The 21,153-nt window shown below is 60.3% G+C and carries 14 protein-coding genes; 9 read left to right on the top strand and 5 right to left on the bottom strand.

Annotated features, from left to right (window positions below):
* Positions 1 to 1,059: 1,059 nt before the first annotated feature.
* Positions 1,060 to 2,304 carry an endonuclease/exonuclease/phosphatase family protein gene (locus tag HS101_05125; protein ID MBE7505653.1) on the bottom strand — a complete coding sequence of 415 codons (1,245 nt, stop codon included), beginning with the start codon at positions 2,302 to 2,304 and terminating at the stop codon, positions 1,060 to 1,062.
* 580 nt (positions 2,305 to 2,884) lie between these two features.
* Between HS101_05125 and HS101_05120 the strand changes: the two genes are divergently transcribed.
* The 4 genes from HS101_05120 (at position 2,885) to HS101_05105 (ending at position 6,893) form a co-directional block, all read left to right on the top strand.
* A complete protein-coding gene (locus tag HS101_05120; protein ID MBE7505652.1) occupies positions 2,885 to 4,321 on the top strand; it encodes an alginate export family protein in 1,437 nt (478 codons plus the stop codon).
* Positions 4,322 to 4,458: 137 nt separating this feature from the next.
* Complete coding sequence (locus tag HS101_05115) at positions 4,459 to 4,971, top strand: hypothetical protein (GenBank protein MBE7505651.1); 513 nt, start codon at positions 4,459 to 4,461, stop codon at positions 4,969 to 4,971.
* A 196-nt stretch (positions 4,972 to 5,167) separates the two neighbouring features.
* The gene (locus HS101_05110) at positions 5,168 to 6,235 is read left to right on the top strand and encodes a hypothetical protein (GenBank protein ID MBE7505650.1); all 1,068 of its coding nucleotides are present in this window, start codon (positions 5,168 to 5,170) and stop codon (positions 6,233 to 6,235) included.
* A gap of 232 nt (positions 6,236 to 6,467) precedes the next feature.
* Positions 6,468 to 6,893, top strand: coding sequence for a nuclear transport factor 2 family protein (locus HS101_05105; GenBank protein ID MBE7505649.1), 426 nt, complete (start codon positions 6,468 to 6,470; stop codon positions 6,891 to 6,893).
* 55 nt (positions 6,894 to 6,948) lie between these two features.
* Here the strand turns inward: HS101_05105 and gspE are convergent, their stop codons facing one another.
* Positions 6,949 to 8,619 (bottom strand): type II secretion system ATPase GspE, encoded by a 1,671-nt coding sequence (gspE, locus tag HS101_05100; GenBank protein MBE7505648.1) that lies wholly within the window; start codon positions 8,617 to 8,619, stop codon positions 6,949 to 6,951.
* A gap of 242 nt (positions 8,620 to 8,861) precedes the next feature.
* A complete protein-coding gene (locus HS101_05095) occupies positions 8,862 to 9,527 on the bottom strand; it encodes a hypothetical protein (protein MBE7505647.1) in 666 nt (221 codons plus the stop codon).
* A gap of 706 nt (positions 9,528 to 10,233) precedes the next feature.
* Here HS101_05095 and HS101_05090 point away from each other — a divergent pair.
* Positions 10,234 to 16,068, top strand: a complete 5,835-nt coding sequence (locus tag HS101_05090; protein MBE7505646.1) for a hypothetical protein — start codon at positions 10,234 to 10,236, stop codon at positions 16,066 to 16,068.
* A gap of 196 nt (positions 16,069 to 16,264) precedes the next feature.
* Here HS101_05090 and HS101_05085 read toward each other — a convergent pair whose 3' ends face one another.
* Positions 16,265 to 16,966 (bottom strand): ABC transporter ATP-binding protein, encoded by a 702-nt coding sequence (locus HS101_05085; protein ID MBE7505645.1) that lies wholly within the window; start codon positions 16,964 to 16,966, stop codon positions 16,265 to 16,267.
* Positions 16,967 to 17,024: 58 nt separating this feature from the next.
* Positions 17,025 to 18,215 (bottom strand): efflux RND transporter periplasmic adaptor subunit, encoded by a 1,191-nt coding sequence (locus tag HS101_05080; protein MBE7505644.1) that lies wholly within the window; start codon positions 18,213 to 18,215, stop codon positions 17,025 to 17,027.
* A gap of 275 nt (positions 18,216 to 18,490) precedes the next feature.
* Here HS101_05080 and pyrR point away from each other — a divergent pair, with 275 nt between their 5' ends.
* The 4 genes from pyrR (at position 18,491) to HS101_05060 (ending at position 20,696) form a co-directional block, all read left to right on the top strand.
* Positions 18,491 to 19,012, top strand: coding sequence for a bifunctional pyr operon transcriptional regulator/uracil phosphoribosyltransferase PyrR (pyrR, locus tag HS101_05075; GenBank protein ID MBE7505643.1), 522 nt, complete (start codon positions 18,491 to 18,493; stop codon positions 19,010 to 19,012).
* On the top strand, positions 19,009 to 20,007 hold the full coding sequence (locus HS101_05070; protein ID MBE7505642.1) for an aspartate carbamoyltransferase catalytic subunit: 999 nt from the start codon (positions 19,009 to 19,011) through the stop codon (positions 20,005 to 20,007). Before pyrR ends, HS101_05070 begins: the two co-directional genes overlap by 4 nt.
* Before the next feature lie 183 nt (positions 20,008 to 20,190).
* Positions 20,191 to 20,505, top strand: a complete 315-nt coding sequence (locus tag HS101_05065) for a hypothetical protein (protein ID MBE7505641.1) — start codon at positions 20,191 to 20,193, stop codon at positions 20,503 to 20,505.
* Positions 20,487 to 20,696: a DUF2283 domain-containing protein gene (locus tag HS101_05060; protein MBE7505640.1), complete on the top strand. Its 210-nt coding sequence runs from the start codon at positions 20,487 to 20,489 to the stop codon at positions 20,694 to 20,696. Before HS101_05065 ends, HS101_05060 begins: the two co-directional genes overlap by 19 nt.
* Positions 20,697 to 21,153 lie beyond the last annotated feature (457 nt).

Here is a 21,153-nt window from a genome sequence, read left to right as displayed (position 1 = left end):
CGTGCAGGTCCTGCAACTGCTAGCAGAAGCAGATTGTCATGCCCTGACCGTCAGAGACGACCGGGGCGATTCGAGGTGACACGAGCCATGCCCATCAAGAGCCCGTATCGTGGTGTAGCGGGCACGTCCCGTCCTAATCGCGATGGGCCACCTCGAAGCAGGCGCCCTGCAAGATGCAGGTACACCCAAACCCGTCGCAACGATCTTGAGAACCTAATTCCTTAGGTTCCGTTCAAACGCGGTTGATTTAGCCGCGGAAGAACAACAGCGCCCAGGAGAGCGGGGTCAAGATCAGGTCGAGCAGGGGATTGAGGTCGATGAGACCAATCAACGCACCAATCAAAAGATCAATCGTCATGTCTATCCTTCCTTAAAAAAAGGACGTTCCAGTTAAGGAGCCGCACACGGGCCCCCTTTCTAATTCATTCAGACCAGATCAGCTCGTTCCCGGCTTAGCCGCGGAAGAAGAGCAGCGCCCAGGAGAGCGGCGTGAAGATCAGGTCGAGGAGCGGGTTGAGGTCGATGAGACCGATCAACGCACCAATGAGAAGATCCAACGTCATAGCAATTCCTCACTTCTTACTGTGTTCCCGTTGATTCGGTGACTTCCACATTTGAGGCCCATCTCAGAGTTGACCGGTGGGAACGAATCCCGACCAACCTGCAAGGGCCTCGGCCTTGCCGCGCCTAAAGGACGAGGCTTATCAGGCAATATCGCCCGATGCAGAGGGCGGAGTTTAGCTAGACGTGCTTTTCCCTGTCAATAGGTTTTCAGCATCGTGAAGCGGGAATCTACCCTGTTACCGGACCCGCCGAGCGAAAGTGAGGCACCCCGAACCGGCCCGGTCGGCAGTATCTTCCGCCCATTGGTCAAGTCTTGCCGAAGTCTAATCTTATGAAGAGTATGAAGTTGCAGATGAGAGGCTTTTTGCGATCGCAGCATCCAACCTGGGGAACGGGCGCAAAACGCCTCCGTTCTGGCCCCGCGCGGCCAATTTGAAAAGGAAGAATTCCTCGTGAAAAAAATCGCAAAATCGGTCGATGACCCCCAAAAAATTGTCACCGGAGCTTGAACTGCGTCACGACCGGGTTGTGATCCGAGCCGGCGGTCTCGACGGTTCCGGGAATGATCTTGTAGGAACCGACGACGTGAGTCTTTGCCATGGCCGGCGAGGCGAGGATGAAATCAATCACGCTGTCGTTCCGCATGCGGTTATAGCTGCTGGCTTTTTCGGGCAGTTCCTTCGTGAAATCAACCAGTGCCGTAGCGCCGGCACCACGCAGCACCTTCAGCGGCTTGCTGTCGAAGGTGTCGTTGAAATCGCCGCAGATCAGGAACATCGCCTTCGGATCATCCTTGAGAATCTCGTCGAAAATCTCCCGTGTCTTCGTGCATTCCGCGACCCGGGCCTTTTCCGTCTGCGCCGCGCCGCCCCGCTTGCTCTTGTAGTGAATCACGAAAAGATCGAATGCCTTGCAGTCCGGCGGCTCAATGCGGGCCCGAAGCAGGTCGCGGCTGAAGGACATTTGTCCGCCGGAGCCGTCGCTGAATTGCAGGTGGCGATACGACGTCACCGGCCCGACGGGCAGCCGTGACAAGATGGCGCAGTCGATTCCCCGCCGATCGTTGCTGTCAAAACAGACCACGTGCTGATAGCCGAGATCGGCGAGCATGGCGGCATTAAAACGCTCCAAATAGCCCCTGTTTTCAATCTCTTCGAGGGCGATCACGTCGGCATTCACCTTGCGGATCGTTGCCGCGAGACGCTCCAGTTCCGCCTTCGGCTTGGCCGGCGTTCCTTCGTCGGCGTGATAGGGGTCGTCGTATTCATCGAAAAGATTGAGCACATTGAACGTCGCTACGGTGACCGTCCCGTTGAACTCGCCGGCCTTGTGCGTCGGGGCCTCCCGAAGCGGCAGTTCCTTTTCGAGGATCGTCACCTGCTCGGGCCTGGAGACGTCGATCTGCGGCTTGCCCTGGTAGGCGCTGATGATGCCGCGGATACGCACCAATTTTCCGGGGTACACCTGTTCGGCAGGCTTGGTGAAGTTCTTGTAATTCTCCTTATGCACGACAGCCGTGAAGGTGCGGGCGCTGTCGAAATTCAAGAACGTGATCCGACCGATGTTGCGACCCTGAACGATACGCCCCTGAACAATGACCTCCTTGTCCATATATTTCGGGGCTTCCTTCCAATCGACAACCGGAAGACCGGCGTCGGACGGGAGGATTTCATCACCAGCCCACAGGATCGTGGGAGTCAAAAGCACCGAAAGGAACGCAAACCGCCATGCACGCATCATCGGGTCGTCTCCGCTTACGAATTCTCGAACTCGGGAACACAGTCCGGCTCCGGCCGCCAACCGTACCGCCGGCTGACCGAGGCGCAAGAGCGGCAATTGTAGCAGAAAGGTTCGCCGCACACCCGATCCGTCGAGTGTCGGAGTCGCTGCGCCCGAAAGTGGCCCGCCGCTGTTCGTCTCCCGGTGAGGATGACGGCGGCACGGTTGCCGCGGCCTCCGATCAGCACATGGCATCTGTCCCCGAAGACCGGAATATCAGCACTGAGAACGCATACCGCCGAGGACTTCTAAACGCTGAGGGTCATGGTCGGGGCGTCGGGAACAATGCTTTGATTGGGGCACCCTATCGCTTCCGCGGTGCCACCACCGAGGCGGTCGAGCGCAAGTGCTTTGTAGCACAAGGTCAACGGGTGACGATATCGACGCATCAGGTAGTTCGCTATCTGGTGGTCTTGCGGAATCGACGCAGAGTGACAACGATGCCGAGTTGAGTCTGTGCCGGGCTTGCCGGCGCGAACGGGATGTGTGGGCCCGGCAAACGGTTTACCCGAGGCACTGAGTCACGGAGGCAGGCAGGGTTTTGCACCGTCGTCGAACAGCCTTAACTCTCGCCTGTGCGACGATTGTGTTGCACGGTTTCGGCACGACCTCGCTGGGCCAGATGGCCCTGGATTCCGGCCCCTCCAATGCATTCCTGGAAAGACAGCGGGCACTGACGCGCGAAAACGATGCGAAGGTGCAGCGCGAACTGCCCGTTTCGCAGCGGCTTCGGGTCGATTACGGCGGTTGGTTCAACAATTACTTTTTCCTGTTCGATGACGGATTCAACAGCAGCCGAACGCTCCGACAATACGAGCTTCGCCTGTGGGCGTCGCTGAGCGCCGATCGCGGCATTCATACCGGCTACGTTCGCGGGCGCGGCACCTATCTGGATTGGAACGCCGGGGACAGCTTCACGCGAAACGAAGATGACCTCGACGGGTTCAATCTCGAGCGCGGATGGTACGAGTTCGACTTCGCCAAGGCCCTGCGCCTCTATGAACTGAACCAGGCGCCTTACGAGTTCAAGGTGAAAGTCGGGCGCGATCTGGTCAATGCCGGAACGGGCTACGCTATCAGTCTGCCGCTGGACCATGTCCAGGTGAAGGGCGAAGTGGCGCACTTTGAGACCACTTTCATCTACGGCCGCACGCCCTCCAGCACGCCGAATATCGATCGCAGCAGGCCCGTCGCCGATCACAGCGATCGAGACTTCTGGATCATCGAGGAGCGCTACAAGGGCTGGGACAAGCACGAGCCGTTCGCATACGTCGCATGGCAGAACGACAGCACCAGCGAAGACCCGCCGAGATTTCTTCAGAATTACGACTACAACTCGGCCTATATCGGCTGGGGATCGACCGGTGAGTTGATTGACAATCTGCGCTACGGCACGGAGTGGGTCATAGAACGCGGCTCAAGCTTTGGTGACCGACGTTTCCTTTACACCGACGAGATCAAGGCCTGGGCCTTCGATCAGAAGCTGGACTACTACTTCAGACACAAGACCAAGCCGGTGCTGTCGGCGGAGTACATGTTTGCCAGCGGTGACTCCAATCGCCTCGGCAGCCCGACCAATGCCGAGGGCGGCAACCGAAACGACTACGTCGATCGAAGCTTTTCCGGATTCGGCTTCCGCGATACGGGCCTTTCTTTTGCCCCGCGACTCTCGAACATCCACATCTGGAGACTGGGCGGCGCCTTCCGCCCGCTGCCCGACGTTGAAGCGGCCAAAGAGCTCGAATTAGGGGCGGATTACTATCTCTATTACAAGAATAAGAGCGTCGCGGCGGTCAGCGACGTCCTGGCCGATGAGCGTTCCGGCTACCTCGGATGGGAAATGGACTATTACGCCAACTATCGTATTTTCAGTGACTTATCGTGGACAGTCCGTTTCGGGACCTTCTTTCCTGGCTCGGCATTTTCCGATCAAACGACACGGACGTTTCTCCTCACGGGCGTGACATGGTCGTTCTAATGGAATCATTGGACTTCAGGGTCTGGGCGGCGCCTATAATCGGGTGCTTCCGTCCTCGCGTTTTTTTCCTCGCAATGATCCTTAGTGTCTCGGCTCTCGTTTGCGGCTGCGCGCAACCACGGCAGAGCGAACCCGAGGTGAACCCGGCCGAACTGGATGATCAGGGATTCCAGGTGTACCTTGCCCGGGCTCCGCTCATCACCGTCGATGAGGCGTATCGGGCCATGCTGATTCTCGCGGACGGCGAGGATACATCGCAGGGATTTGCCGAACGGAAGGAGAAACTGGAATCGCGCGGAATCGCCAGGGCGGCGTGGAATCTCCAGGCGGAGAACGTGATCGACGCCGGCTCGTTGGCTTTCATGGTTTGCCGGATATGCAAGATTTCCGGAGGCGTGAACGCAACCCTGTTTGGTTCCTGGGGTCTGGGTGATCGGCGATACGCGATACGCGAGCTGATCTACCGAGGGATGGTGGACGAGATGATTGACTACCAGTACGTAACCGGGGCGGACCTGCACGGACTGATGCGAAAGGCGGACGCCTTGATGATGGAGAAGGGGCTCTACGAGTCCGAAAACATCGACCTGACCGACGAGGGCGACCGCGATGAGCACGGCGAGTTGATCGTGCCGCCTTCGCCGAATTAGGCATAAGTGGCTATATTGCAAGCGGTTTAGGATCGCCATAGGCCCCAAATTGATCGAGCGGGGGAAAATGCGTTGGCCGAGGGCCGCATGATATCGTATTTTTTGGAGTGGACCGGAAAGAAGCCGGATTTCCGGCTGGATTTGCCGCGGACGCGAAAACCGACCGCGGCGCTAGGACGAGCGAGGGCTACGCGATATGACAAAGCACTTTCTGGCAGCGGCCGCACTCTGCCTGACAGCAGGATTTTTTGATCCTTCGATCGTGATGGGGCAGGCCGGCGACGGCGCGGCTTCGCAGCCCGCGGTCAAGACCGGTGAGCTTGTGTACGAAGTCGTCGAGGTCGGCGGCAAGGTCGCCGTCTCGCCGACCGGCACGGATGCACAATTGAAGGAAGGCTGGACCCCGGTTACCAAAGGACAAACGATCAGCGCCGGCCAGCAGTTGCGCGTGCCCACGCGCAGCCGCATCAAGATGGTCGCACGCCCGGCCGATCCACCCACAGTCATCCTCATTGAGCAAATGACACTCATCAACGTCGGTGAGCTGGCCATGATCGACGGGGCCGCCCATTCGCGCATCCAGATTCAATACGGCGCGATCAAGGCCGGCGTGGCCGAGGGCACATCGCGCAGCGACATGGAGATCGAAGCGCCGACCGCGACCCTGAGTAAAAAAGGCACCGACATCTTTGGCTTTGAAGTGCAGGCCGACGGCCGCTTCAAGATGTTCCTGACCGCCAACGGTCGCGGACTCGTGCAGGGCATCATCAACCAGTCCGGCGCATTCGGCAGCAGCCGGATGAATTCGCGTTTCCTGACGCCCGGCCAGTGGATCACACACCAGATGATCCGAGCGATCGATAACGTGCAGTTTGATCGCGAGGTCATGGTCAACGACATCTACGGTCTCAAGGGCGTCGACCAGTTGTTCACTCTCTTGAACAACCACGGCGGCGTCGGATTCCTCCTGCCGGTGGGCAGCAACACACCCGGCTTCATGGGCGGTCCCTCCCAGCGCGATGGCCTGACCACCACGGATTTGAATACAAATCCCCAGAGTGGAAATAACCTGACCGGCGTGCTTCAGACTTCGACGCAGATTCGCCACGTGACTGGCGGCGATTTCGGCGTCGGACAAGGCGGCCTGCCCGGCATCTTCGGCGGCCCGCCCAAGTTGCAACTGCGACGCGATTGCGGCACACCGACAGGCGGCTTGTGCAAGCCCGGCACACCGATTCAGGCCGGCAATTTCACGCGCCGGTAAGTCGCCTCTTCATTCACGACTCATCAAGGCCGAGCCTGCATCCAACTGCGATGCGGCCGGCCTTTTTCTTTTGGCGCGCTTTGAGTTACCGTAGGTTAACTCCGCTTCCTCGCGGGTCTGATTGCCTGTTCATGTGCGCATCCAGAGCGGCGATCCGACGATGCGGGATTCGCGAGGCCGACAGAGAGGTTGCCCCATTTTGAACACGCGATGGTCAGGAAAGTTTGTTGTCGTGCTCTCGTCGCTTGCGGCCTGCGCCTCCGGCTGCCGGTCTCCCGACTACGCGGAAATTACAAGCGTCCTGGAGTCGCAGCAGGCGGCCTGGAATGTCGGCGACATCGACGGCTTCATGAAGGGCTACTGGAAGTCGGACAACCTGGTCTTCTCCACGCCCGACGGCGATACGCACGGCTGGCAGGCGACCCTCGATCGCTACAAGTCGCGCTATGCGACGCCCGAACAGATGGGAAAGCTCAGCTTCTCGCGGCTGACGGTCGCGCGGCCGACGCCTGACACGGCCGAGGTCTCCGGCGTGTACCGGCTCGAACTCTCAGACGGCGTCAAGTCGGGCCGGTTCTACCTGCACATGCGCCAGATCGAAGGGCAATGGGTCATCGTCCGCGATCGCACGGTGGCTGATCCCAATACGCCGAACTAAGTCGCTTTCGGATATTCGAAGAAGCTCAGGCTCAAGAAAAACGCGAAGCCACTGGCTACCCCTTGGTCGCTTGCACGACTTCACTGATCGTGGTGAGCCCCTTGCGGACTTTCAGCCAGCCGTCGTCCCGGAGTGTGATCATTCCGTTGGAGATCGCCGCCTTCTTAATCTTGCCGGAAGAGGCCCGCTGGAGGACGAGTTCCCGCAGTTCGTCGTTGAGCACCATCAGCTCGAAGACGCCCTTTCGGCCGGCATAGCCGGAACTCCGGCATTCGCGGCAGCCGCGGCCGCGAAAGAGCTTTTCGCCCTGCCAGTTGAAGTCCGGCGGCACATCGACTTTTTCCGGTGTGTACTCCTCTCTGCAATGTTTGCAGATGGATCGGACAAGTCGCTGGGCGAGTACGGCCTCCACGCTGCTGGCCACAAGGAACGGCTCGACGCCCATGTCCAATAGTCGCGTCGTGGCGCTGGGAGCGTCGTTGGTGTGCAACGTGGATAGCACCAGGTGGCCGGTGAGCGACGCCTGCACCGCCGTTTCGGCCGTCTCCAGGTCTCGAATTTCACCGACCATGATGACGTCGGGATCGTGACGAAGGAAGGCTCGCATGCCCTTTGCGAAGGTGAGCCCCGCCTTGAGATTCACGCCGACCTGGTTGATCCCTTCGAGATGATATTCCACCGGATCCTCGACGGTGAGACATTTGATCTCATCGGAAATGATCTTGTTGAGCGAAGCGTACAGCGTGGTCGTCTTTCCCGAACCGGTGGGGCCGGTGACGAGCAAAATCCCGTGCGGCTGGCTGATCACGTGCTGGTAGATTTGGAGCATTTCCGGGTCGAAGCCGATGTCCTCGAGCGAAAGCAGAATCGACTGCTTGTCGAGGATACGCATGACCACGCCTTCGCCGAAGACCATCGGGATGATACTGACGCGAAGGTCGATCTCGCGCCCGTGCACCTTGATCTTGAAGCTGCCGTCCTGCGGGACGCGCCGCTCGGCGATGTTGAGGTTCGAGAGAATCTTGATGCGGCTGATGATGGCCGCCTGGAGCTGGCGAATCTGCGGCGGGACATTCGTATTACGCAAAATGCCGTCCACGCGATAGCGAATCTTCAGGTCCTGCTCATACGGCTCGATGTGGACGTCACTGGCCCGCTCGTTGATGGCTTCAAGGAGGATTTCGTTGACCAGCTTGATGACGCTGGCGTCCGCGGCCATCTGTGCCAGGTCTCCGGCACTCTCGCCGACATCGCTGACCACCTCCAGGCCGTCTTCGTCGATGAGCTGACTGACCGTATCGCCGCCGACGCCGAAGTGCTTCTTGATGATCTCGTTGATCTCGCTCTCTTTGGCGAGGACCGGCCTTACTTCGAGACCGCAGAGCATGCGCAGCTCGTCGAAGGCGTAAATCTGGAAGGGGTCCGGCGTGGCGACGCGGAGCGAGCCGTTCTCGCGGTCCAGCGGGATGAGCTTGGCCCGATGGACCAGCTTCGACGGCATCTTGCGGAGAAGTTCGACGTTGACCTGCACGTCGCCGCTGGTCAGATCGACCACGTCGAAGTGATAAAGCTCGCCGAGGGCCCCGAGCACGGCGGTCTCGGTGCAATAGCCGAGGCGCACGAGCACCCGATCGAGCCGGTCGGTGGGCCCGCACTGATCGTTCGCGGACTTAAGTTGTTCCGCGCTGATCGCCTTTCTTTCGATGAGAATGTCGCCGAGGTTCACGCCTTATCCAGTCTAGAAAGCTCGCCCCAGGGTCATGATCGCAGGCGCTGTTCACGCCACAAGTACTCGCCGACCATCCCCAAGGCGCAACAACTCTATTAAAGTCCTATGTTCTATCAGATATCCGGTTGCGGAAGATTCGTTTGGGTCTGATATTCCCCGAAGCCTGCCAAAAACGCGTCCTGAAAAAACCAGGCTCGGATCGTTGGTCAATCAGCCATTAATCCCTATATCGTCATAAGTTACGGCCGAATCGGCAAGGCGACATCCATGATCCCCGGCCCCTCCCAGGCCCAGCGATCGTCGGTCGCCCAGCGCAGGGCGGCCAGCATCCCCGCATATTCGCAGGCGCAGGTCAATATCTCAAAGTTCTCGCAGACCGAGATGTGCCGGCCGAAAACGGTCATCGACTGGGAAAGGGCCAGCGAATGGTCGCGCTGGAACGCCGGGTCGGCCGGTGCGGTCGGGTCGAAGCGAAGCCGCTGCTCATGGCGAAGCCGCCATAGCCCGGTCTGCACTTCAGATAGCTTGCTGCCCACTTCTCCGAGGCAACGAAGCGTTTGCTCCGGCTTGAGCGCATCGAAATCAATTGGGTCCTGAGGATCGACGAAAGGGAACAACCAGCACAACGCGCAAAACTCGCCCCACACCTGGCGGAGACGTAGCTGGATGTCCTGATCGTCATACGACGCGATGACCTCGCGCGGGATGAGCAACTCGCGACAACGGCGAACGGGACCCGGCGGGGGGGTCTTGATGTCGTGGGTCTCAGGCGAGACGCCGGCGCGCTTGCACCATGCCACGCGAAGCGCGACGAGATTCGCCTGCACAACGCGCGCGACGGCGGAGATTTCCTCCATCGAGCGGGGTGTCAAAGCGGGAAGTGAGATCGGATGGTTCACGTTCACCCCATGCTATCGGACTGTGACCATACGGCAATTCGCCGGTCGGTCACTGTTTCGGTCGACCTTCATTTTTCACGGCCTCCGCACCAATGGACCCTTTGAGTACTGGCGGGTCCAATTTTTCCGGTCGTAGGGTTTGCTCCGAATAAGCCCGCTCCATGCGGACTTGAGCTTTGCCCTCCCGAGCCACTCTTCGCGCAAGTGCTGCCCTCATTTATGGGAATGCACGTGCATTTTTTACCGGTCGAAATAGCCGGACAGTGGCTATTGGATGTCGATTTTAGGGCCGATAGGTCTTGACTGGAACACGGCAAATGAGGTACTATGTGAATCAGCCAAACGATGGCGAGCGAGCCGAGAAAAGAAGCCTCACCCGAGAAAGCAAGGAATTTTGTTCGTTCGGTGCCGCTCGCGGCAACCTCTCCTCACCTACTCAATCCCAGCTACGCGAATCGCCTCCGGTGACCCTTCACTGTCGCAGTTCGCAAAATGTCGGGTGTCTGGGCGGAGTCGAACAATCGGATTCCTGCAGGGGCGGTTTGGGGAACGGATTGCTTAGTCGGGAATTATCAAATAATAGGAATCACATTGGACGCCGGGACACCCTGTGGTCTCTCGCGCGTCTAGCTTTCGTCTATTGAGGAACGAGCTGAATTTTTCCCTGATGCGAGAATGCAAGGGTATCTTCCGAACAGAAGGAGCAGGATCGATGGAGATTCGAAGGAATTGGTTCGCGGCAACCGTACTGGCCACGGTGGCTTTGTGCGGTTTCACAGCTTCGCGGGTGCTTGCGGCAGGACCGCAGGACTCATCACCGGCAAGTTCGACGACCGAATTTGAAATTCAGCCTCGGTTAGCGGAGGTGGTCCAGCACCTGCCGATGCCCGCGACGGCCGAGCCGGTTGTCACGCCTCGCGGCGCAGTGACGACCTGCACGGTTCCTCCTTGCGAGAACACCATTTACGCTCCGGGCGGTGGAACCGGCGGCGGCTTTGTTTTCGGGAATAACAACGGCGATCGCGTTGACGACGACGTCTACCTGACGGGAACCGCACGCTTCGTCTGCAGCATGAACCTCATTCTCGGCGGTATCAACAACTCGGGCATTCTCGCCCCGGTCACCGTGAGCGTTTTCTCCGGAAACACGAGTCCGATTTGTCCCGAGAGTCCCCAGTCGCAATTGCTCTTCTCGGCGACTCAGGACATCACCCTGTCCAATCCGCCGCAGCTTGTAACCTTTTTCTTTGATCCTCCGGTTTACGTCAACGAAGACTTCGTCTGGGTTGGTATGTCGACCCCGCCACCGGCGAACGATGCGTTCTGGAGCATCGGCGGCTATCCCGCGGCGGGCCACTCGCTCGACCTCTTCGTCGTCGAAGATCTTTCAGATCCGGAAGGCGAGATTTGCAACGGTAATTTCTTCTTCTTCGGTGGCAGTCCCTATTCCGCCTTCAGCGTCCAGATTAATGCCACCGACGGAGATCCCGGTGCCTGCTGCAATCGTGATGTGAACATGGGCGGCATGGGTACCTGCACCGATGGCGTCGCTCGTTCCGCCTGTATCGTCAACACCGTCAACGTGTTTAAGCCCGGAGCCTGTGCCGATTTCGGCGCCGATCCTTCCTGTAACCTGTGTATCTCTGACGCTGTCTGTATGGCAGGCGCAACGGCTGAAGGTGAAGCCGTCTGCTCCAGCGGATATCACGACCTTTTCAATCAGGGCTGTCTCGAGTCGCCATTTGCCTTCTCCTCGATTAGCTGCGGCCAGGCCATCTGTGCGACTTCCGGAAACTACGCTCCCTTCTGCAACGTAGAAGCTGATTGTGTTCCCGGGCAGTCATGCAATAGCAATACCTGCACCGGTCCCGCGGTTGCCCGCGACAATGACTGGTATCTGTTGACCCTGACTCAGCTCACTGAGATCACGGCGACGGTCGAAGGTCGTCTGCCGATGCAGATTTCGCTGATGAACAACGGAGGCGCTGCACCGTCCGCCACGTGCCCGACGGCGGCCTTCGCTTTTCTCGAATTCGCCAACAGCACCCGCTCTTGCGAGCCGATTTCGGTCACGCGATGTCTGCCGCCCGGAACCTGGATCCTCCGCGTCCGTCCCGACGTGTTGGCCGGCATTCCTTGCAACACCAAGTATCGCATCTCGGTCAGTTGTTCGCCCTGTAACCTTCCCAATGGCGCCTGCTGTGACTCCTCGATGGCGGGTTGCAGCGAGCGACCGGAAATCGGTTGCGCCGGTGCGGGCGGCTTCTACCTCGGCGACGGCACCACCTGTGCCGTTGAGGGCCTGACTTGTCCGGGCGTTCCCCCGAACGATACCTGCGGCAACAAGATTCAGATCACCGGCGTCATGGCCTCGGTGACTTACAACTCCAGTCTGGCCACCACCGACGATCTCGCCGCCCACCCGGGTGCGGACATCCCCGCGGATTGCCCCATTGGCGAACTCGCGGCGCCCAATGCCCAGATCGTCGCCGACGTCTTCTACAACTACCGAATTCCGACCAATTTCAATGGCACCGCCGTCACCGCGGGTGACCTTGTGATCAGCACCGCGGGCGCCAATTTCGACACCTGGGTTGTCATCTACGGTCAGCCGAATCAGGTCAACAACTGCGGCGTTGGCCTTTGCGGTGCCCCGCAGGCGACCTGCAACGACGACATTCTGGCCAGCGATTCGATGGCCCTGAAGTTTAACTCGTTGTCGTACCTTACCCTCCCGATCGAAGCGGGAAGCGCCCAGTTCTTTGATCCCGGTGACTGCATCAAGGTTCGAATCGGCGGCGCCGGCACCGCTCCAGCAGGTCGTGGAAACGGCGTCTTCAACGTCGATTTCATCCCGCGAAGCTCGCCGTTCTCACTCCAAACCGGTCGTTGCTGCTTTGCCAACGGCACCTGTTCTATCACCCTGGATGAAGGAACCTGTATCGGTATGGGCGGCAACCCGCGACCGGCAGCCGACTTCAATGAAGGCGATCCGGCCGTTTCCGAGCAGGTGGCGGGTTGCAAGACCGATCCTTGTCCCGGCCCTGGCGATGCTTGCTACACGGCTTTGGACTTCAACGCGCTTGTCGGTACTTCCGGCACGCTGACCCGAAGCATCAGCGATGTGCTTTATGTCAAGTACGAGTTGCCCGCCAGCGGCGCTGTCGTCATCGACACCTGCGGCACGACGGGATTTAACACGATCCTTGCCATTTACAGCACGATCGAGAATTCTCCAGGCGCCGGCGAGCGCTATGGAGACTGTGACCTCGGATCATTGATCCTTCAGAATGACAACTGTGCCAATACCGAGTCGTCGGCTGACGGCGCGCTCGGCGCCGCCGCTTGCTACGGCGGCTTGAATTCGACCTCGAATTCCTGTTTGTGCTTGCCGATCGGCGGCGGCCCGGGTCTCTCGCCGGGTTCCATCATCTACATCGCCCTCGGCGGTACCGGTGGCTTCAACAATGACTTCTTCTACGGCGACTCGCCGCGTGTCGTCTTCGACCCGGTCACCAACGCGACCGGCGCCCCTGCCCCGATCATGCTGACCGTGACGACGACCGCTGCCTGCTTCACCTGTCCGACGTCCTGTCCGGGCGGCTCGCTGCAGGAAGGCAACGACGTCATCTGTGCCGATACGAGCGACCCCAATCCCCAGGACCTTCACAACGGTGGTTGCAATGCGACGCCGCCGTCCTTCAACGGTCCGGACATTGATTGCTCGGGCGGTCCGGTGGTCATCTGTGGTCGTGCGGGTAACTTTGAGCAGCCGTTCCCCTGTGACAATCCCATCGACTGTCCGAACGGCGAGCCTTGCACCGGTTCCGGCGGTTCCTGTATCGGAACGGCTCGCTTCGTCAATCGCGACGAGGACTGGTTCCGCATGACGGTCACCCAGCCGTCAACGATTCGCTGGCGCGTGCTGAGCTCGGCCTTCGCCGCTGAACTCGGCATTCTGGCGGATCAGGGTGGTGACTGCACTGATCTGTTCCTGTTCGCTGCGGATAGCGTTGACTTTGCCTGTGATCCGCCTGCCGGAACGCCGTCGACCCTCGAAGTCACCGCGGCCGTTTGTGCCGGTACCTACTACCTGCGAATTCGCCCGTCGGTCTTCGGAGGACTGGGTAACACGGATTGCAGCTCTGAGTACTCCGTCGAGGCTTCTTGTGAGCCGTTTAGCCAGCTCACGACATGCTGCCCCGGCGACCTCAATGCCGACGGCAAGGTCAACGGTAAGGACATCCAGAAATGGATCAGTGTCCTCTTCACCCCGCCGACCGTCTTTGATGACTTCCTCGGATGCTTCGCCCCGAACTTCTGTCGTGGCGATATCAATGGCGACGGTTCGATTGCACTGACCGATCTTCCGGCCTTTGTGAACCTGCTCGTCACCTCGAACAAGCCGGTCTGCACCCTCGCCCCGACCTGTTCGGATCCTTCGACGACCCAGTCGCCCTTCGACAACGTCGGCGCGTCGCTCAGCGACCTCGACGTGTCCGGGTCCGGCCGCGCCGCCGATTGTTTCGTGCCGCTCGAGACCGGTACCATCACCAACATCTGCTGGTGGGGCACCTACATCCAGGTTGCCGGTGACGATTGCGTCGCCGCCGATCCGGATTGCTTCCATGTTCAGTTCTACCAGACCACGGCCAACCGCTGTCCGGGCACTGCGATCGGTGCGCCTCAGCACATTCCGACCGCGACGAACCTGACACGCGTCACCACCGGAGGCGGAATCATTCTGCCGGCGGCCGTGGCCACCGAGTTCTTCTACACCGCCACCCTCGTCACCCCGGTTGCCGTAACCGCGGGCGTCCCGATGTGGATGGAAATCACCAACAACACCCCGGTCAACGATTGCCAGTGGTTCTGGGAGCAGTCACCGCAGGGCGACACGCGCCACGCGGTAACATCCCTCCCGGCCTCCAACGATCTCCCGTCGGACTACACGGCATGCACGCCCGCCAACGTTCAGCAGCGAGATCTGGCATTCAGCCTGAATGTCCGAATCGCCAAGGACGGATGTGGCAAGCCCACCGGTCGGTGCTGCTACGACGTTCCGCCGCTTGGGACGCTTGATTGTCAGGTTACCACGGAAGACGTTTGCGTTGCCGTGCTCAACGGCGAATGGAACGAAAACGGCACTTGTTCGCCGGTCAATCCGGCGTGCACGGTCGGCCGCTGCTGCTACCTGGATCAGGCACTGATAACTCAGTGCGTCAGTACCATCCAGGCAACGTGCGAGCAGGCCCTCGACGGAATCTGGGCCAGCGGTGCAAGCTGTCCGTGTCCGACAGGCCGCTGTTGCATCCAGGGCAACTGCACTTCCATGGTGACCGAGGTTGCTTGTCGCCAGCAGGATGGTATCTGGACAGCCGGTGCGGATTGTTCGCAGCAGTGCCCGACGGGTATCTGCAACAGTGTGAGCCGCTGCCAGTTGCCGCATTTGATCAACGGCTTGCAGCAGGGCGGTTACGTCGCTGATGGGGACAATGCCGCTAAGGTTGCTGACGATTTCCGCACCGTCTTCACGAACGGCGCGAACTTCATCAACCAGGTTTGTTTCCGCGGCTTCCACCGCTCAGGTACTCAGGACTGCAGCCCGCTGGTGCAGACTGAGAACTTCGTCATCACGTACTACAGCAACGGTGCGAACAACCTGCCGAATACGGCCAGCATTGTCGGTGGACCGTTCATGGTCACGCCGCTCAAGAGCGTGGCGCTCGATACACTCGGCAACCCCGAAGGTGTGTTGAACGGTGGTGTCCAGTACCAGTACGAAGTCAACCACGCGGTCGTGAACCTGACGCCGAATGCCTGCTTCTGGATTGAGATCCAGCAGGTCAACGTGGATCCGAGTTGCGTGTTCCTCTGGTCAACTTCCAACGAGGGTGGTAACCAGCGCTCAGCCATCACCAAGACGGCCGGTGGCGATGCGTTCAATTACCAGTTGCTGGATCGCGACCTCTCATGGTGCCTGGGTCCGATGAACCTCAACTCCGCCGGCTGTACCTTCCCGGCGGCGCCGATTCCCGCGAACGATCAGTGTGCCAACGCCACCAACCTTGGTGTCGGTGCTCAGGGACCGATCGCGGGTACCACGATCGGCGCAACCGCCGATCCGGGTTCAAACGCCGGCTGTTCGGCGGCATTCAACGCACGAGACGTTTACTACCGCTGGACTCAGGGACCCGTGGCTCGTGAGACCATCTTCCAGTTGTGCACGATCAATACAACGTTCGACGCAACGATCTCGGTCCACAAGACCACCAGTGGTGCAATGGGTTGTCCCGCTACCTCCGCCAGCGATTCGCAGATTGCGGTCAATGGTGGTTGCAACGCGGACGGTTGCCCGACGGGCCTTGGAACCAACCAGTTGTTCTTCCAGGGACGCCAGCCGCGACTCCGCGTCACTCCTGGACAGGCCCCGAACCTGCTCCCGGCCAACACCCAGTTCCTCCTCCGAATCACGGGTGAGACCAAGGGTGGCCCGAGCAACAATACGCCGGACGGCGTGTTCACCCTGTCTATCGAGCAGCCGTAAGAGAGTTGCCCGATAGGTTCTGTTAACTCAATCGGCCCCGTCAGCTACTGCCGGCGGGGCCGATTTCTTTTTACTGGTCCGGCGATTGCTTTGTTCCACTCTACGTGGCCGCCTGACCACGGCGCGGACAGCCCCCTTCAGGATTGCAACTTGTAATTGTTGTTATGAAGTGGAGTCCTGGTGACTCAGCGTTGACTCAATGGCCCGCGATCCGCACGTCGTCGTTCGTCACGTCCGAGCAGATCTCGCCATCGCGAAACGTCACCACGCGCTCGGCGTATTCCGCGATGTCCGGCTCGTGCGTCACCAGCGCGATCGTCAACCCGGTCTCGCGGTTGAGCTTCTGCAGAATCGCCATGATCTCAATGCCCGTCTTGCTGTCGAGATTGCCCGTCGGCTCGTCGGCCAAGAGGATCATCGGCCGCGTAATCAATGCTCGCGCTATCGCCACTCGCTGTTGCTGGCCGCCGGAAAGCTGGTTGCTCAGGTGCATCATCCGATCGCCCAGACCGACGAGCGTCAGCATCTCCGCCGCGCGCGCTCGTCGCTCCCTGCGCCGCACGCCTGCATAGCTCAAGGGCAATGCCACGTTGTCGAGCACCGTCGTCCGCGAGAGCAGATTGAAGCTCTGAAACACAAAGCCGATCTTGCGATTTCGCAGGGCGGCCAGCTCCTTCTTCGACAGCCGGGTGACGTCCTCCCCGCCCAGTTCGTATTGCCCTTTGTCGCACCGGTCCAGGCAGCCCAATAAGTGCATAAAGGTTGACTTGCCCGATCCGCTCGGCCCCATGATGGCGACAAACTGCCCCGAAAGCAGCTCCAGGCTCACCCCGCGGACCGCGGGCACGCTGATCTCGCCGATGTGATAGGTCTTGTACATATCGCGCACACGGATGATGACTCCCGTGTGCCGAGGTGGGGCGGCTACCGATTCGACTGTTGCTTCCAAGACCGCCTCACCTCATCGTTCGGGACGGATCAGACCGACCGCCGCCGCGCCCGCCGCGCCAGTTGCGCTCCGTAATGACCTTGTCGCCCTCCGCCAGCGCGCTGCCGACGAGTTCTGTGTAGGTTCCGTCGCTCAGACCCGTCTCGACCTGTACGGCCTGAGGCTCGCCCTTGGCGTCCAGAATCCATACGGTCGGCGACGGAGCCATCCGGCTCGATTTCCCCCCTCGTCCCGAGGCATCCGGCGGAATCGGTGAAAAACGAAGCGCAGAATTGGGAATCCGCACGGCCTTCTCCGCCTTGGCGACCTCAAATGTCACGTTCGCCGTCATGCCGGGCCGAAGAGCCAGATCGTCGTTTTCCGCCTCGATCAGCGTCACATACGTCACCACCGCATCGACGATCGTCGCGTTGTATCGAATCTGCGAAATCGTCCCCGTAAAATCGCGGTCCGGATAGGCATCAACCCGGAAATGGGCATGCTTGCCCTCTTCAATCAAGCCCACGTCCGACTCGGCCACGTTGGCATTCACTTGCATCTGCTCAAGCTTATTGGCGATCAGAAACAGCTCGGGCGCCTGAAGCGATGCCGCCACCGTCTGCCCGACGTCGATCGTCCGCGAGATGACCACCCCGTCGATCGGCGAGCGGATGATCGTGCGATCAAGATCAACCGATGCCGCATTCAGCTGCGCCTGAGCCGCCTCCACCGAGGCCTGTGTCCCGTGCCAGACCGCCTGCGCCGCCTCCGCCGCGGCCTGGGCCACCAGGAATTCATTCTTGCTGGCGGTATTGGTCTCCGACAGCTTTTGGATGCGGTCGGCCTCGCGCTGCGCGTCCTTGAATCGCACCAGCGCCTCCTCCTCCCGCGCCCGGGCCAGCGCCAGTTCCGCCGTCGCCTGGTTGAGCGCCGTCTTGAAGCGATCCTGATCTATCTCGGCGAGGACGAAGCCCTCGGTCACGCGATCGTTGAAGTCCGCGTGCCACCTGATGATTCTTCCGCTGACCTGCGAGCCGACGATCACCTTCGTAATCGGCTCGATCGTCCCCGTCGCCGAGACGGTCTGAATGATGTCGCCGCGATCGAGCGGCGCAAGGACAAACCCAGGTTCCTGCTGATCGGCGATGAACTTTGCGTAGCCGAAGTAGCTGCCGCCCACCAGCACCCCAATGATTATCAGCGTTCCGATGGCTTTCATGATGATTCCGCTGTGCGTGTCTCTCTGTAATGGATGCCTGCGGTGACGTGGAAACCTCAAAGGGGCCTGCGGCCAGACGCCGACCTTCGCGCCGGACTACTCTGCCAACGCGCCAAGTTCCCTGTGAATCGTCATTTCACGCTCGGGGCGTGGATTATAGCAGCCCAGCCGTCAGCGTCGCCAGCAACGCGCCGGAACATCATCGCGACCTCGCTGCTGCCTGCGTTGATCCTGCCGCCGCCGCCGCGTATCCTAAAGCTCACTTAAGGAGCCCGATGAAAACTCTCCTTGACGAAAACGCGATTCGGCAAACCCTTGAACGTCTTGCCGGTGAAATGGCTGCGTCCATTCCGGCCGGCTGTCCGGTCGGCGTGGTCGGCATTCGTCGCCGCGGCGATAAGCTCGCCAGACGATTGATGCCCCTTCTCGAAAACTGCGGACTATCAAACGTCGCCTATGGCTCGCTCGACATCACCCTCTATCGCGACGACCTCGCCGAGATCGGTCCCTCCGCCGTCGTCAGGACAACCGAGATCGACTTCGACGTGGCCGGCCGATTTCTCTTTCTCATCGACGACGTCATCTACACCGGCCGCAGCGTCCGCGCCGCCCTCGACGCTTTGATTGACCTCGGCCGTCCCAAGGCCATCCGGCTGGTCGTCCTCGTCGATCGCGGCGGTCGCGAATACCCGATCCAGCCCGACTTCGTCGGCATCTGCACCGGCTCCGACGATGCACATGTCACGGTGTCGCTCCGCGAAACAGACGGCCACGATCTCGTGGAGATCGTCCCATGACCAGGACCCAAAACATGCCCGAACCAACCAAACGCGTCGCCGCAGCACCGGAGCCTGACGCCGTCGTCTGGCCGCACAGACATCTCCTCGCCATCGAAGACCTCTCCGCCGGGCAGATCGAGCTGGTCCTCAATACGGCCCTGGCCTTCGAGGATGTCTCCACGCGCAGCGTCAAGAAAGTGCCCGCCCTGCGCGGCCGCGTCGTGGTCAATCTCTTCTTCGAGGACTCCACCCGCACGAAGATGAGCTTCGTCCTCGCCGCCCAGCGCCTCTCCGCCGACGTTCTCGACTTCACCGCCGAGTCCAGCTCCCTCTCCAAGGGCGAAAGCATCTGCGACACCGTTCGCAACATCGAGGCCATGGGCGTCGATCTGCTCATCGTCCGCCACAGTGTCGCCGGCACCCCGCACCTCATCGCCCGAAACGTGAGCTGCTCCGTCATCAACGCCGGCGACGGCCGCCACGAGCACCCCACCCAGGGCCTCCTCGATATCTTCACCATCCGCCAGGTCAAGGGGCGCATCGCCGGCCTCAAGGTCGCCATCGTCGGCGACGTCGCCAATTCCCGCGTTGCAAGGTCCAACCTCCACGGCCTGCTCAAGCTCGGCGCCGAAGTCACCTTCGTCGGGCCCACGACGCTGGTCCCCCGCGCCTTCGAGCGCATGGGCGCGAAGATCGCCCACGATTTCGACAAGGTCATCGGCCAGTTCGACGTCATCAACATGCTCCGCATCCAGAGCGAGCGCATCAGCTCCAACGTCTTCCCCAGCCTCCAGGAATACTCGCGGCTCTTCGGCCTCTCCTCCGAGCGGATGAAGCGCGCCCGGCCGGATGTGCTCGTCATGCACCCCGGCCCGATCAATCGCGGCATCGAGATGTCGGCGGCGGTGGCCGACGGCGCCAACAGCGCGATCCTGCGGCAAGTCACCAACGGCCTCGCCATCCGCATGGCCGTCATGTTCCTCTGCAAACAAGCCGCCGACGGCGCGGCCTGACACACGCTTGCCCTGCGGCATGGCCGTTTCCCTCGGTGGTATGAGAGCCCCTGCTTTCACCCACGCATTCCGGGAATGCAAACATTTCTAACTTCAGGGCCTACGCATTATGATTCCACCCCTGTTCGACGAAGGAATCCGCATCGTCGATGAGGCGACCGTCGAACCCAGGAAACTGCGTCCGTGAAAATCATCACTGATTATCGAGGCCTCGCCATCCGTCTGACCGACGAACGATTGGCCCACATCCATCAGCACCCCGAGATGGCGGGATTCGACTCGGCTATCGCCGAAACTTTGTTAAACCCGCAAACCGTGATACAATCTATCAGTGACCCGCAGGCCGAGCTTTTCTACCGTTATTACTTGGGCACGCGCGTCGGCGATAAGTGGCTTTGTGTGGTGGTCAAGCACGAACGGAATGATGCATTCGTGGTGACCGCCTATCTGACTGACAAGCCCAAGCAGGGAGTCGTCCTATGGCCGCCAAGTCCGTAAGTATCTGGCTGGATCCCGAGGGGGATTTCCTGGAGGTCATCTTTGACCGCTCCCGCCCCGGCTACTTCCGCGAAACCAAGGACGACCGCATCATGGAGAAAATTGACGATCAGGGCAATGTCATCGGGTTCTCCATCCTCAAAGTCAGTTCCATCAAATCACCTTCCCCAATCGAATTCCTCTTGAACTGATTCATCTGCTTGTCGCCCGGCAGGGCGCACGATGGTAGCCAGACGGTTTCAACCTCTGGTGAGCAGCCCCCCAAAACATCCTCTCTTCTTCCCCACCGCCCGGTAGGGCGGACGAAATGCCACCGGTTCAATCGCGTGCCCGGATCCGTGACTCATTCACGGCTGCTTGAACCGCATCGACTCTCGCGCGAACACGAAGCAGCGACTCCCGGTTAGCCCCGGATAGGGGCAACGGAATGTAGCCGCGGGTGGAGCATCGCCACGGCGCAGGCCGGGGCGATGCGCAACCCGTGGTTAACTGTTGAGATGTCTGAATAGCCCCGGGCAGGGGCGTTGGAGATTTGATTCCCCTCGCAGGCGATCGAAGTCATCCTCCGCCTATCGCCCGGCAGGGCGCACGATGGTAGCCAGACGGTTTCAACCTCTGGAAAGCAGGTCCCTCTATTATTCTCTCTTC

The sequence above is a fragment of the Planctomycetia bacterium genome, assembly GCA_015075745.1.
Classification (GTDB): domain Bacteria; phylum Planctomycetota; class Phycisphaerae; order UBA1845; family UTPLA1; genus UTPLA1.
The sequence above is the reverse complement of the archived record's forward strand: the minus strand, read 5'-3'. Positions and strand labels throughout refer to the sequence as shown.